The 13,187-nt window shown below is 70.4% G+C and carries 8 protein-coding genes and 1 pseudogene; 2 read left to right on the plus strand and 7 right to left on the minus strand.

Going from position 1 to position 13,187, the window contains the following annotated elements; genetic code table 11:
- Positions 1–19: 19 nt before the first annotated feature.
- Positions 20–1,189: an acyltransferase family protein gene (locus AAG689_RS10825; protein WP_406626327.1), complete on the plus strand. Its 1,170-nt coding sequence runs from the start codon at positions 20–22 to the stop codon at positions 1,187–1,189.
- A 3-nt stretch (positions 1,190–1,192) separates the two neighbouring features.
- Here AAG689_RS10825 and AAG689_RS10830 read toward each other — a convergent pair.
- From AAG689_RS10830 to iolC, 6 genes and pseudogenes are all read right to left on the minus strand, one after another.
- A pseudogene (locus tag AAG689_RS10830) lies at positions 1,193–3,912 on the minus strand (GNAT family N-acetyltransferase).
- A gap of 65 nt (positions 3,913–3,977) precedes the next feature.
- Positions 3,978–5,324 (minus strand): 3-deoxy-D-manno-octulosonic acid transferase, encoded by a 1,347-nt coding sequence (locus AAG689_RS10835; RefSeq protein WP_406625934.1) that lies wholly within the window; start codon positions 5,322–5,324, stop codon positions 3,978–3,980.
- A 10-nt stretch (positions 5,325–5,334) separates the two neighbouring features.
- Positions 5,335–6,723, minus strand: a complete 1,389-nt coding sequence (locus AAG689_RS10840; protein ID WP_406625935.1) for a phosphomannomutase/phosphoglucomutase — start codon at positions 6,721–6,723, stop codon at positions 5,335–5,337.
- A gap of 75 nt (positions 6,724–6,798) precedes the next feature.
- A complete protein-coding gene (locus AAG689_RS10845; RefSeq protein WP_406625936.1) occupies positions 6,799–7,770 on the minus strand; it encodes a Bug family tripartite tricarboxylate transporter substrate binding protein in 972 nt (323 codons plus the stop codon).
- 94 nt (positions 7,771–7,864) lie between these two features.
- Complete coding sequence (iolB, locus tag AAG689_RS10850) at positions 7,865–8,671, minus strand: 5-deoxy-glucuronate isomerase (protein ID WP_406625937.1); 807 nt, start codon at positions 8,669–8,671, stop codon at positions 7,865–7,867.
- Positions 8,668–10,623 carry a 5-dehydro-2-deoxygluconokinase gene (gene iolC / locus AAG689_RS10855; RefSeq protein WP_406625938.1) on the minus strand — a complete coding sequence of 652 codons (1,956 nt, stop codon included), beginning with the start codon at positions 10,621–10,623 and terminating at the stop codon, positions 8,668–8,670. Before iolC ends, iolB begins: the two co-directional genes overlap by 4 nt.
- Before the next feature lie 71 nt (positions 10,624–10,694).
- Here iolC and AAG689_RS10860 point away from each other — a divergent pair, with 71 nt between their 5' ends.
- Positions 10,695–11,558, plus strand: coding sequence for a MurR/RpiR family transcriptional regulator (locus AAG689_RS10860; RefSeq protein ID WP_406625939.1), 864 nt, complete (start codon positions 10,695–10,697; stop codon positions 11,556–11,558).
- A gap of 77 nt (positions 11,559–11,635) precedes the next feature.
- Here the strand turns inward: AAG689_RS10860 and argH are convergent, their stop codons facing one another.
- On the minus strand, positions 11,636–13,138 hold the full coding sequence (gene argH, locus AAG689_RS10865) for an argininosuccinate lyase (protein WP_406625940.1): 1,503 nt from the start codon (positions 13,136–13,138) through the stop codon (positions 11,636–11,638).
- Positions 13,139–13,187 lie beyond the last annotated feature (49 nt).

Consider the following 13,187-nt stretch of genomic DNA (forward strand, 5'->3'; position numbering starts at 1 on the left):
CCCCGAGCGACTGCATGCCCTGGACAACCTGCGCGCCGCCATGATGTGGCTGGGCATCGTGCTGCACGTGGCGGTGATCTACCTCGCCGGCCCCTCGCCCCTGCCCTGGCGCGACAACCGGACCACCCCGGTGGCCGACCTGCTGCTGGCCTTCATCCACGCCTTCCGCATGCCGGTGTTCTTCATCCTGGCGGGCTTTTTCGTGGCCCTGATGATCGAGCGGCGCGGCACGCGCGCCATGGTGCGCAACCGCCTGCAGCGCCTGGCGTTGCCGTTCGCGCTGTTCTGGCCGCCCCTCTTCGCGCTCTGCAGCGTGCTGGCCCTGGCCTTCATGCACCGCATGGCCCGCGGCACCTGGGGCCTGGACCCGGCGCTGATGCAGACCGCGCCCAGCACGCCCGCCGGGCTTTCCACCATGCACATGTGGTTCCTGTGGATGCTGCTGTGGCTCAGCCTGGCCACGGCCCTGGCCCACGCCGCGCTGGCGCGCCTCGCGCCCGCCGTACCGCACTGGCTGGGCCGGGCCATGGCGCGGCTCGGCCGCACGCCCTGGGGCCTGGCGCTGCTGACCCTGCCGCTGGCGGGCGCCGGCATGCTCTACCCCGACGGACTGCTGCAGCCCAACGGCGCCTTCATGCCCCCCTGGACCGAATGGCTGCACAACGGCCTGTTCTACGGCTTCGGGCTGGCCCTGTACGCGCACCGCGAGGCGCTGCTGGCGCACTACGTGCGGCGCTGGCCCTGGTACGCCGGGGCAGGCCTGGCGCTGTTCTTCGCCACGGGCGCGCTGTTCGAGGCCCGGCCGCGCGGCACCCAAGGCCTGCCCGAGGCGCTGCGCCTGGGCGTGGCCCTGGCCTACAATGCCACCGCCTGGTGCTGGAGCCTGGCGCTCATCGGCGGCTTCCTGGCGCACGTGCCCCGGCGCAGCGCCTGGCTGGGTTACCTGGCTGACAGCTCCTACTGGGTCTACCTGGTGCACATGCCCATGACCATCGGCTTCGGCGCGCTGCTGTTCGGGCTGGAATGGCCCGCCGGGGCGAAGATCGGTATCAACATCGCAGCCACTTCGCTTCTCAGCCTGGCCAGCTACCACCTGCTGGTGCGCTACACCGCCGTGGGCGCGCTGCTGAACGGCAGGCGCCATGCCCGCCCGGCACTGCTGCTGGGGCAGGCCGCCCGGAATACCTAGCGCTCAGAGCTGGTGCACCACCAGCCGGAACTCCGGGTCTTCCTCGAACGCGCGCACCTCGAAGCCCAGCCGCCGCATCAGCTTGAGCATGTTGGGGTTGTTGGCCAGCACCAGGCCCTGGATCTCGGCCAGGCCGCGCTCGCGTGCCACGTCCATGATGCTGAGCATGAGGCGCGAGCCCAAGCCGCGGCCGGCGAAGTCGTCGGCCACGAGCAGTGCGAATTCGCAGCTCGCATGGTCGGGGTTGGTCACGTAGCGCGAGACGCCGACGATGCGCTCCTTGTGGCTGACCTCGCCATCGTCATGAACCACGCGCTCGCGGTGCACGGCCACCAGGGCCATCTCGCGGTCGTAGTCGATGAGGGTGAAGCGCGCCAGCATCGAAGGCGGCAGCTCCGCGAGCTGCGAGACGAAGCGGAAGTACCGGCTCTCGGGCGAGAGCTCCTTGACCAGGCGCTGCACCATCTGCGCGTCGTCGGGGCGGATGGGGCGCACCAGGTATTCGCCGCCGCCGCGTAGCGGCCAGATCTGCTCGTAGCGCGCGGGGTACGGCAGGATGGCCAGGTGCCCGTAGTGCGCCAGCCCCAGGCCGCCGGGTCCGTCGCCCCGCCCGCCGCTGGCCCCCGGCGCGGTGTCGCTGATGACGATGCGCGCATCCACGGCCACGGCGCTCAGCTCGTCGACGATGATGGGGTTGATGTCCATCTCGCGCAGCTGCGGCAGCGCGCAGACCATTTCGGACACGCGCAGCAGCACCTGCTCCAGCGCCTCGCGGTGCGCGGCGCCGGCGCCGCGCCATTCGCCCAGGGTCTCGGCCACGCGCGAGCGGTCGATCAGGCGGCGCGCCAGGAACTGGTTGAGCGGCGGCAGCTCCATGGCGCGGTCGTTGATGAGCTCGATCATGGTGCCGCCGGCGCCGAAGGTGATGACGGGGCCGAAGGGCTCGTCCGTCACCAGGCCGATGCAGATTTCGCGCCCGCGCGCGCGCGCGCCATCTTCTGCACCGTCACGCCGTTGATGCGCGCATCCGGCTGCAGGCGCGCCACGCGCTGCACCATGTCGGTATACGTGTCGCGCGCCGCGGCGCCGCCCTGCACGTTGAGCGCCACGCCGCCCACGTCGGACTTGTGGGCCACGTCGGGCGAATCGATCTTGAGCGCTACCGGAAAGCCGAGCTGCGTGCCGATCATCATCGCCTCGTGGGCGCTGCGTGCCAGCAGCGTCTTGGTCACGGGGATGTGGAAGGCCGCCAGCAGCGTCTTGGATTCCATCTCGGTGAGCACGTTGCGGCGCTCGGCCAGCACGCTCTCGATCACCAGGCGCGCGCCCTCGATGTCGGGCTTGGCCAGGGCGGTGAGCGGCGGCGGCGTCTGCTGCAGCAGCTGCTGGTTCTGGTAGAACGAGGCGATGTTGCCGAACGCACCCACCGCCGCCTCGGGCGTGCGGAAGTTGGGGATCTGCGCGGTGCGCAGGATCTCGCGCGCGGGCACCACCGAGGCATCGCCCATCCAGCACGACAGCAGCGGCTTGGTCGCCAGGCGCTTGGCCTGGGCCAGCGCCTCGGCCACGGCGCAGGCATCCACGCCCTCCTTGGGCGAGAACAGGGCCAGCACCCCGTCGATCTGCCGGTCGCGGAACGCGGCCTCCAGCGCCTGGCGGTAGTGCTCGGGGCCGGCCTCCTCCGACAGGTCCATCAGGTCCGTGAGCGAAGCCAGCGCGGGCAGCTGCGGCGCCAGAGCCTGCGCCGCTTCGGGCGACAGCCGCCCGAGCTCCAGACCGATCTCGTTCACCCAGTCGGCCGCGAGCACGCCGGGGCCGCCGCCGTTGGTCACCAGGCCCAGGCGCTTGCCCACGGGGCGGTAGCGCGAGGCCAGGCACTTGGCGGCGGAGAACAGCTCCACGAACGAGCGCACGCGCACCGCGCCGGCGCGGCGCAGGGCGGCGTCGAACACGTCGTCGCTGCCCACGATGGCGCTGCTGTGCGTCTGCGCCGCCTCGTTGCCCGCCGGCTTGCGGCCGGCCTTGAGCACCACCACCGGCTTGGCGAACGCAGCCGAGCGCAGTGCGCTCATGAAGCGGCGCGCGTTCTGGATGCCCTCCATGTAGACCACGATGCTCTGCGTGCGCGGGTCGTTGGCCAGGAAGTCCAGCGCCTCGCTCAGCCCCAGGTCGGTGTGCGGCCCGAGCGAGACCACGCTGGAGAAGCCCACGGCGTTGTTGCTGGCCCAGTCGAGGATGGAGGCGGTGAGCGCGCCCGACTGGCACACCAGCGCCAGCGACCCCTCGCGCGCCAGCGGCCCGGCGGCGCTGGCGTTGAGCTGCAGCGCAGGGCGCTGGATGCCCAGCGAGTTGGGGCCCAGCAGGTGCATGCCCTCGCGCCGCGCGATCTTGCGCCACTGCTCGGCCTGCGCCGCGCCGATGCCGCTGGAGAGCACCACGGCCGTGCGGCAGTTGATGCGCCCGGCCACCTCGAGCGCAGCGGCCACGTCCTGCGCGGGCAAGGCGATCAGCGCCAGGTCCGCGCGGGTCTGCGCCAAGTCGGCCAGCGTGCCGCTGGTCTGGATGTCCATGAAGGTGAGCGTGCCCGTGTAGCGCTGCGCGCGCAGCGCCTGGTGCAGCGCGCGGGCCTGCGGCGTGAGCGTCTCGGGCGCGTCCGCGCGTCCAGCCAGCACGATGATCGAGGTGGGCGCGAACAGGGGCGTCAGGTAGTGTTTGTCCATCATGATGTGCGGATTCTCTGCCATCGCCCGGGGTTTGGCGATGTGCCGCGCGGCGGCCTTGCGCTGCGTCAGTCGGCCGAGCGCAGCAGGCCGGCCACGGCCATGGCGGTGGACAGGGCCGCGCCGCGGTGGCTCTCGGTGAAAGTCTCGCAGAGCGCGGCCAGGCGCGCGCGTTGCTGCGGGTCCTGCGCCAGGGCGCAGGCGGCAGCCACCGCCCCGGCCATGTCCGCCACGCGCTGGGCCGCGCCGGCCTCCTCGGCCAGGCGCGCGGCCTCGGCGAAATTGAAGGTGTGCGGCCCCATGACCACGGGGCAGCCGCAGGCCGCGGCCTCGATGAGGTTCTGCCCGCCCAGCGGCGCGAAGCTGCCGCCCAGGACCGCCACGTGGGCCAAGCCATAGTAGAGGGCCATTTCGCCCAGCGAGTCGCCCAGCCACACATCGGCCTCGCCCGGCGCGCCCACCCACTGGCTGCGCCGCGACACGCGCAGGCCCGCGTCTTCGCACAGGCGCTGCACCTCGTCGAAGCGCTGCGGGTGGCGCGGCACGACCAGCCACTGCACGGGCATGCCCGCTCCTGATTCAATAGCTGCTTGCGCTTGCCCGGCAAGCGCTGGAGGCCATTTTTGCTTCAAGGCCTCCAGCCACATCGCCTCCTCGCCCTCGCGGCTGCTGGCCAGCAGCACCACGGGGCGGGGGTCGGCGTCGCGCCAGGCGCGGCCCTGCGCGCGCTGCGTGGCGTCCGGCACCACGTCGAACTTCAGGTTGCCGAACACGCCGTCCACCCGCGCGCCCACGTCGCGCAGCCGCTGGGCGTCGCCCTCGGTCTGGGCCCAGACGGCCGCCAGGCCCGCATAGGCCGGGCGCGAAAGCCACGACAGCCGCAGCGCCCCAGCACGCGACTTCTCGTTGAGCCGCGCATTGGCCAGCACCAGCGGCACGCCCTGCGCGCGGCAGCCCGCCGCGAGGTTGGGCCAGACCTCGGTTTCCATGAGGATGCCGATGGACGGGCGCAGCAGCCGCAGGAAGCGCCGCACCGCGCGGGGCGTGTCCCATGGCTGCCAGACCTGCACGTCGCCGGGCAGCAGCAGCTTGGCGCCCTCGGCGCGGCCCGTGGCCGTGCCGTGCGTGAGCAGCAGGCGCATGCCGGGCAGCAGCGCGCGCAGCTCCTTCAGCAGGATGGCCGCGGCGCGCGTCTCGCCCAACGAGACGGCATGGATCCAGACGAAGCGCTCGGCCGGGTCGCGGCTGGCCAGCGGCACCACGCTGTCCATGGAGCGCGGATAGCGCCCCAGGCGCTCGCCCACCGCGACGCCGTAGCCGGATTCGGTGCGTGCACGGCGGCGCAGCTTGCGCAGCAGCAGCGGCGTGGCCAGCCAGGTGACCAGGCCGTAGAGCCACAGGGCGATGCGCTGCATGGCGCCGCCGTCAATGCGCGGCGCTGCCCACCTGGGCGCCGGGCTTCACGCGCTCCAGCAGCGCGAGCATGGCGGCCTCGATGCGGTGCAGCGCCGCGTCGGTGTGGCCCTCGAAGCGCAGCACCAGCACGGGCGTGGTGTTGCTCGCGCGGATCAGGCCGAAGCCGTCGGGCCAGTCCACGCGCAGCCCGTCGATGGTGCTGACCTGCGCGGGCGCGGCGAAGGCCTCGCCCGCCAGCGCCTGCAGCTCGGCCGTGAGCTGGTGCGGCTCGCCCTCGGCGCACTGCACGTTGAGTTCGGGTGTGGAATGGCTCGTGGGCAGCGCGTTGAGCACGCTGCTGGGGTCGCTGCCGCGGCTCAGGATCTCCAGCAGGCGGCAGCCCGCGTAGGTGCCGTCGTCGAAGCCGTACCAGCGCTCCTTGAAGAAGATGTGGCCGCTCATCTCGCCGCCCAGGGGTGAGTTCACCTCCTTCATGCGCGCCTTGATGAGCGAGTGGCCCGTCTTGTACATGAGGGGCTGGCCGCCCGCCTGCTGGATGGCGGGCGCGAGGCGCTGCGTGCACTTCACGTCGAACAGGATGGTGCCGCCCGGCACGCGCGAGAGCACGTCCTGCGCGAACAGCATCATCTGGCGGTCGGGGAAGATGTTCTGGCCGTCCTTGGTGACGATCCCTAAGCGGTCGCCGTCGCCGTCGAAGGCCAGGCCCAGTTCGGCGTCGGTGCTCCGCAGCTTGGCGATCAGGTCGCGCAGGTTCTCGGGCTTGCTGGGGTCGGGGTGGTGGTTGGGGAAGTTGCCGTCCACCTCGGAAAAGAGCTCGATCACCTCGCAGCCCAGCGCCCGGAAGATGCCCGGCGCCGAAGCGCCCGCCACGCCGTTGCCGCAGTCCACCACGATCTTCATGGGCCGCGCGAGCTTCACATCGCCCACGATGCGCTGCACGTAGGAAGACAGCACGTCGGCCTGGCGCACGCTGCCCGCGGGCGCGAGCTGCCAGGACTCCTCCTCCATCGTGCGGCGCAGCCGCTGGATCTCCTCGCCGTAGATGGCGCGGCCGCCCAGCACCATCTTGAAGCCGTTGTAGTCCTTGGGGTTGTGGCTGCCCGTGATCTGGATGCCGCTCTGGCACAGCGTGGCCGCCGCGAAGTACAGCATGGGCGTGGTGCACATGCCGATGTCGATGACCTCGACGCCGCTGTCCACCAGCCCCTGGATCAGCGCGGCCGCGAGGCCCGGGCCCGACAGGCGCCCGTCGCGGCCCACGGCCACCACGGTCTGCCCTTCGGCCCGCGCGGCCGTGCCGAACGCGCGCCCGAGCCCCAGGGCCACGGATTCGTTCAGGGTGCTCGGGACGATGCCGCGGATGTCGTAGGCTTTGAAGATCGAGGGGGAGAGCTGCACGGGCCTGCCTGTGGTGGGAGTGGGAAGGAGCCGGTCATTGTAGGCCGCCCTCCCCGCCCGGGCCGGTGCGCCGGATCAGTCCAGGCGGATGTTCGCGGCCTTGATCACGCCGCTCCAGAGCTTCTGCTCCGACCGCACGAAATCGGTGAACTCGGCGGGCGTCATGGGCATCGGCTGGATGCCCAGCTCCTCCAGCCTGGCGCGCATTTCCGGGTGCTTGAGCGCGGCCACCAGGCGCGCGTTGAGCTTGCCCACCACCGCCTCGGGCAGCTTGGCCGGGCCGACGAAGCCCTGCCACGCATAGGCCTCGAAGCCAGGCACGCCGGCCTCGGCCATCGTCGGCACGTCGGGCAGGATGGACAGGCGCTGCGGCGTGGCGACGGCCAGCACGCGGATCTTGCCGCCCTTGATCATCGACAGGCTCGGCGGCAGGTCGACGAACATGGTCTGCACCTGGCCCGCCATCAGATCCTGCAGCGCGGGGGCCGAGCCCTTGTAGGGCACGTGCATCATGTCGGTGCCCGTGCGCTGCTTGAACAGCTCCAGCGCCACGTGCAGCGGCGAGCCGGGGCCCGACGACGCGCTGGAGATGCTGCCCGGCGACTTCTTCACCAGCGCCAGCAGCTCCTGCATGTTTTTCGCCGGGAAGTTCGGCGCCACGGCCAGCACCAGCGGCATCTTGCCCAGGCCGCCGATGTAGGTGAAGTCCTTGGCCGCGTCGTAGGTCAGCGTGGCGTACATCGCCGGGTTGAACGCCAACGTGCCCGAGTCGGCCGTGCCCACGGTGTAGCCGTCGGGCTGCGAGCGGGCGATGAAGGTGGCGCCGATGATGCTGGCCGCGCCGGGCTTGTTGTCCACGATCACGGGCTGGCCCATGTCCTGCCCCATGCGGGTGGCGAGGTTGCGCGCGATCACGTCGGTGGTGCCACCGGGCGCGTAGGGCACGATCCACTTCACGGGCTGGCTGGGGTAAGGGCTCTGGGCGTGCGCGCCCATGCTGCCGGCCAGCAGCGCGGCGGCGATCAGGCAAAAGGTCTTGCGTTTCATGGCTTTGTGTCTCCTTCAGGTGGATTTGGGATGTTTTTGGCCTCCAGCGCTTGATGGACAAGCGCTGGCAGCTATGAATAAAGTAGCAATGAGGTCAGCGCGCTTCGAGCATCCAGGCGTGCTGCGGGTCGTTCCAGAACGCCCAGCGGCGCTGCGGGCCGGCCATGGTGTTGAGGTAGTACAGGTCGTAGGCGTGCGGCACCACGCAGGGGTGGTAGCCGCGCGGCACCAGCACGGTGTCGCGGTGCTCCACGGCCATGGATTCGTCCAGGCTGCGGTCGTCGGTGTAGACGCGCTGGAAGGCGAAGCCCTGCTCGGGCCGCAGCATGTGGTAGTAGGTTTCCTCCAGCGACGTCTCGCCCTCGCGCGCCGTGTCGTGCTTGTGCGGCGGGTAGCTCGACGAGTGGCCCGCGGGCGTGACCACCTCGACCACAAGCAGGCCCTCGGCCGGTTCGCCCTCGGGCAGGATGTCGCACACGTAGCGCGTGTTGCTGCCCTGCCCGCGCACGCTGCGCTTCATCTGGCCAGGTTCGATCACGCGCGGGGGCAGTCGGCCTTCGGCGGGCGCGGTGGAGAGGGCTACCTCGGCCGCGCCGCGCGCCGCGATGCGCACGCGCCGCCCCGGTGGCACGTAGACGGCGGCGGGCGCGGCGTCGTCGAACACCGAGGCGCGGCCGCCCAGGGCGGTGTACAGGGCGCCGTCCACCTGCACGTCGGCCTGGCCGGTGAGGATGGTGATGCACAGCTCGCGGTTCGCGGGCAGGTCGAACGCTTCTTCCTCCCCTGCCTCCAGGCGCAGCGCGCGGAAGCCCACGTGGCACCAGCCGGCGGATGCGGGCGTGATGTCGGCCACCACGCGCCCGGTGCGCGCGGCCTTGACCAGGAGCGGGCTGATCGTCATGCGGTCTCCTTCTGCGGTTGTGTCTGCCGGGCGGCGCGCCAGCCTTCGATGAGCTGGCCGAAGTTCGCTGCCACGCGGGCCTGGAATTCGGCGTCGCCGATGCGCCCTGCGAGCCATTCGCGGCTGGCATCGGCCCAGACGCTGCGGCCGATCATGAAACCGCGCACGATGCGGCTGCCGCGTGCCGCGGCGAAGCCCGCCACGAGCTGGTCGAGCGGCTGCGACAGGCCCAGGATCACCGCGCCGCGGCAGTATGGGTCGCGCTCGGCCACCAGTGCGTCGAGCGCCTGCCAGTGCTGCGCGGCCATCACGCCCACCTTCCACCACTCGGGGCGGAAACCGAGGCCGTAGAAGCGGCGGATCGCGCGCACCGTGGCTTCGCCGGGGTCGCCGGCCATCTCGCGCGGCGGAATCACTTCCAGCAGCAGCTCATGCCCGCTCGCGCGCGTAGCCTCCCACACCTGCTGCAGCCATTCCTCCTGCTCGGCGCGCAGCGCCTCGGGGTCGTCGGGGTGATAGAAGACCAGGCATTTCACGACCTGTTCGCGCGGCCTGTGCGCGAGCTGCGAGGCCAGCGAATGCGTGCCGTCGAAGCGCAGCGGGCGCGAGCCCGGCCGCTCGACGGGCCGGCCCAGCCACCAGCCGCGCCCCGTAGCGTCGTGCAGCGCGGCCTCGCCCAGGCGGCCGTCGATGAGCACGCCGAGCTTGCCGCGCACGCTGGCGTCGGAGCTTTCAAGGTCGGCCACCACGCCGTTGATGAGCTTCTTGAGCGCGGGGATGCGCGCCGCGTCGGCGCCCGCCTCGCGCGCCATGTCCTCGAACTGCGAGCGGTGGTCGTAGGCCAGCACGTACAGCTCGGGCCACTGGCGGCGCGGCACGCTCACGCGGTGCAGGTGGGCCAGGTCGGCGTCCTGGTCCGGACGCACGTGGCGCTCGCTGGTGAACCAGTGCGCCAGTTCGGCCTGCGTGGGCATGGCGGGCGCGCAGCCGTGGCGCGAGACGACGATGGCGCCGCAGGCGTTGGCGATGCGCGCCGATTCCTCCCAGCCCTTGCCGGTCAGCAGACCAGAGAGCAGGCCGGAGGCGAAGGCATCGCCCGCGCCGAGCACGTTGAGCACCTCGATGCGCTCGCCCAGCACGGTGAGCGCGTCGTCGATGCGCGCGGGCACCTCGCCTTCGATGATGCTGCAGCCCAGCGCGCCGCGCTTGACGACGAACACCGCCTGCGTGTGCTGCCGCGCGCGGCGCAGCGCGGCCATCAGCTCGCCCTCGCCGCCCGCGATCAGCCATTCCTCCTCGGTGCCGATGATCAGCTCGAAGAGCGGCAGTTGCGCCTGCAGGTGGCGGCTGACCGCATCGCTGCCCACGTAGCGCGTCTCGCCGTCGCCCTTGCCCGTCAGGCCCCAGAGCACGGGGCGGTAGTCGATGTCGAGCACGCGCACCGCGCCGTGCCTGCCCGCCAGCTCCAGCGCGCGGCGGCTGGCGGCCAGCACCGTGGGGGTGCTCAGGTGGGTGCCGGTGATGAGCAGGCTGCGGCAGCCGGCGATGAAGTCCTCGTTGATGGCGGCGGCGTCCAGCGCCATGTCGGCGCAGTTCTCGCGGGCGAACAGCAGCGGGAAGGTGTCTTGGTCCTTGATGCCCAGCAGCACCATGCCGGTCAGGCGCTGCGGGTCGATCTGCACCTGGCTCACGTCGCAGCCTTCGTTCGTCAGCGTGTTCAGCAGGAAGCGGCCGTTCTGCTCGTCGCCCACGCGCGAGACCATGGCCGAGCGCAGGCCCAGGCGCGCGGTGCCGAAGGCGATATTGGCCGACGAGCCGCCCAGGTATTTGGAGAAGCTCGTCGCGTCCTCCAGGCTGCAGCCGATCTGCTGCGCGTAGAGATCCACGGCCAGGCGGCCGAGGCAGGCCACGTCGTGCGTGCGGCCCGGGGGAAAGTTCAGCGTGGTGGGCATGGTCTTGGAAGCGAGGCAGCGCCAGATAATGGGCCGATCATAGCCTCAAATAGAAATATTTTTCCAATTCAATGGAAAACAGAAAAAAACATCCAACCACGGACGCCGCCTATGCCAGCGCGGATGCCTTCCTGGCCGACTTGCGCGCCCAGTACCCGCGCCTCAGCCGCCAGCTGCAGGCCATCGCGCGCCACGTGGAGCACAGCGGCGCGCACATCGCGCTGCAGGGCATTCAGGAGGTGGCGCAGGATTGCGGCGTGCAGCCCTCGGCCGTGGTGCGCTTCGCCAAGCACTTCGGCTTCCATGGCTACACGCAGCTCCAGACGCTGTTTCGCGCCGGGGCGGCGCGCCAGCTCGCGCCGCAGCGCGACTACCAGGACCGCATCCGCAGCCTGATCGACGCGGGCGTGGGGCCGTTGCCTGGCGCGCAGATCGCGCACGAGGTGGTCGAAGGCAGCCTCGCCAGCCTGCAGGCGCTGCAGGCCGGGCTGGCCGATGCGCCCATCGACGCGGCGGTGGATCTGCTCGCGGCCGCGCCCGCGCTCTGGCTCGCGGCCGCGCGGCGGGCCTTTCCCGTGGGCGCCTACCTGGCCTATGCGCTGCAGCACACGGCCAAGCCCGTGCACTGGCTGCACGGCCTGGGCGCGATGCAGATGGGCGAGCTGCGCGCCATGGCGCCGGGCGACGTGATCGTGGCCGTGTCGTTCGACCCCTATGCGCGCGAGACGCTGGAACTGGCCGATGCCGCCATCGCGCGCGGCGCCCGCCTGATCGCGCTGACCGACAGCCCGCTCTCGCCGCTGGCCGCACGCGCCAGCGTCACGCTGATCGCGCAGGACAGCGCCACCTTCGGCTTCCGCTCGCTCACGGGCACGCTGTGCCTGGCGCAGTCGCTGTTCATCGCGCTGGCGTACCGCATGGAGCTGGTCAACTGACCACGCACCCTGCCCTGGCGAACGTCCGCGCGCCTGCCCTGCTCGACCTGGATGCCGATCCGGCGACCCTCCAAGAGTCAGACACCCAATGCACGGGCGCCCTCGATGCTCGCCGTCATGGTCCGGTCGAGTTCGCTGGCCGCGGCATCCAGCCGGTCGATCAACGCCAGATGCTCCTGCTCCTTTTTCTCCAGGCGGGCAAACCGGACGTCAATCATCCGCCTGACCTCCATCGCGGCAGGACCGCCGAGGGTTCGCTTGAGCTCGACGTTGCGGGCGGGGTCGAGCGCCATCCGCACCTGCGCATCCGTCAGATGGACAGCTTGTCCGCAGGAAGACACCGCCACTTCGTCCATCAACGAAGCCCTGACATCCTTGGGCCGCATCCCCTGCTCGGACGCTATGCGCACGGTGTTGGCTACCACCAGATACGCGGAGCGGAAATCCAGCCCCCGCTCCTTGACCAGCAGATTCGCGATTTCCGTCGCTCCGGAAAACTCGCTGGCGCAATTCGCCTGCATTGCATCACGATTGACGATCATGCGCGTGACCACACCCTTCATGACGTTGAGGATTGCCACCGCCTCCGCGAAGGCCCGAAATGCCGGAATGGTGATCTCGAAGCTGGTATCTCGGGACTGAGCGAACGTCGTTCCCTTCAGCGTGCACATCGCGCTGGTCAATTCACCGGTAATGCGGGCAGACTTCGATCTGACGCTTTCCAGGAAGTAGCCCGGGTTGCGCTTCTGCGGCATGATGCTGCTGGTATATCCATAGCTGTCAGGCATGTCGATCATGCCGAATTCCGAGGTGCTCCAGATAATCAAGGAATCGACGACCCGCGTGATGCTGGAGGCCATTACCGCCAGCGCTGCCACCGCTTCGACAAGATAGTCCCTGGCCGCAACCGCGTCGTATGAGTTTTCCACCACGCCGTCGAACCCCAGCAGCTCCGCCGTGCGCACCCGGTCGAGCGTGAAGCTCGACCCCGCCAGCGCACTCGCGCCAAGGGCGTTCTGATTGGCGCTGCAGAAGGCAGCCTGGACGCGCCGCACATCACGTTCCAGAACATCATGGAAGGCAACGAGAAAGTGCCCCAGCGTGACGGGCTCGGCATGCTGCAGGTGCGTATAGCCCGGCATCACCGTCTGCACATGCTCCCTGGCCTTCTCGAGCACCGCCCGCTGCAGTCCTATCGCATCGGCGCATACGGGAAGCAGCTTGTTGCGCGTCATGATGCGCGCGCCGCAGGCATAGAGGTCGTTCCTGCTGCGGCCCATGTGCATCTTGCCGCCAGCCTCCGGAGCTCGCGACCGGATGAACGCCTCCATCTGCATATAGAGATCCGTATCGGGGTGCAACTGCAGCCCTTTCTTCCCTCCGTCTTCCAGCTCACGCAGGGCACGCAATATCTGGGCGCCTTCGTCCGCGGTTACGAGCGCCTGTTCGACCAGCATCACTGTGTGCGCTTTGTGGATGCTCAGGTGGACGTGAAAATAGTCCCCCATGTCCTGGAGGAACGAGCGCATCACGTGCTCCACCAGTTCAGGCGCCTTGGCCTCGGAATTGATTCGTCCCATGGTCTGCTCCTGCCTGTCAGTCCTTGATCGGTGTTCTCGACGCCACTTC

The organism is Acidovorax sp. SDU_ACID1 (genome assembly GCF_045291395.1).
Lineage (GTDB): Bacteria > Pseudomonadota > Gammaproteobacteria > Burkholderiales > Burkholderiaceae_C > MR-S7.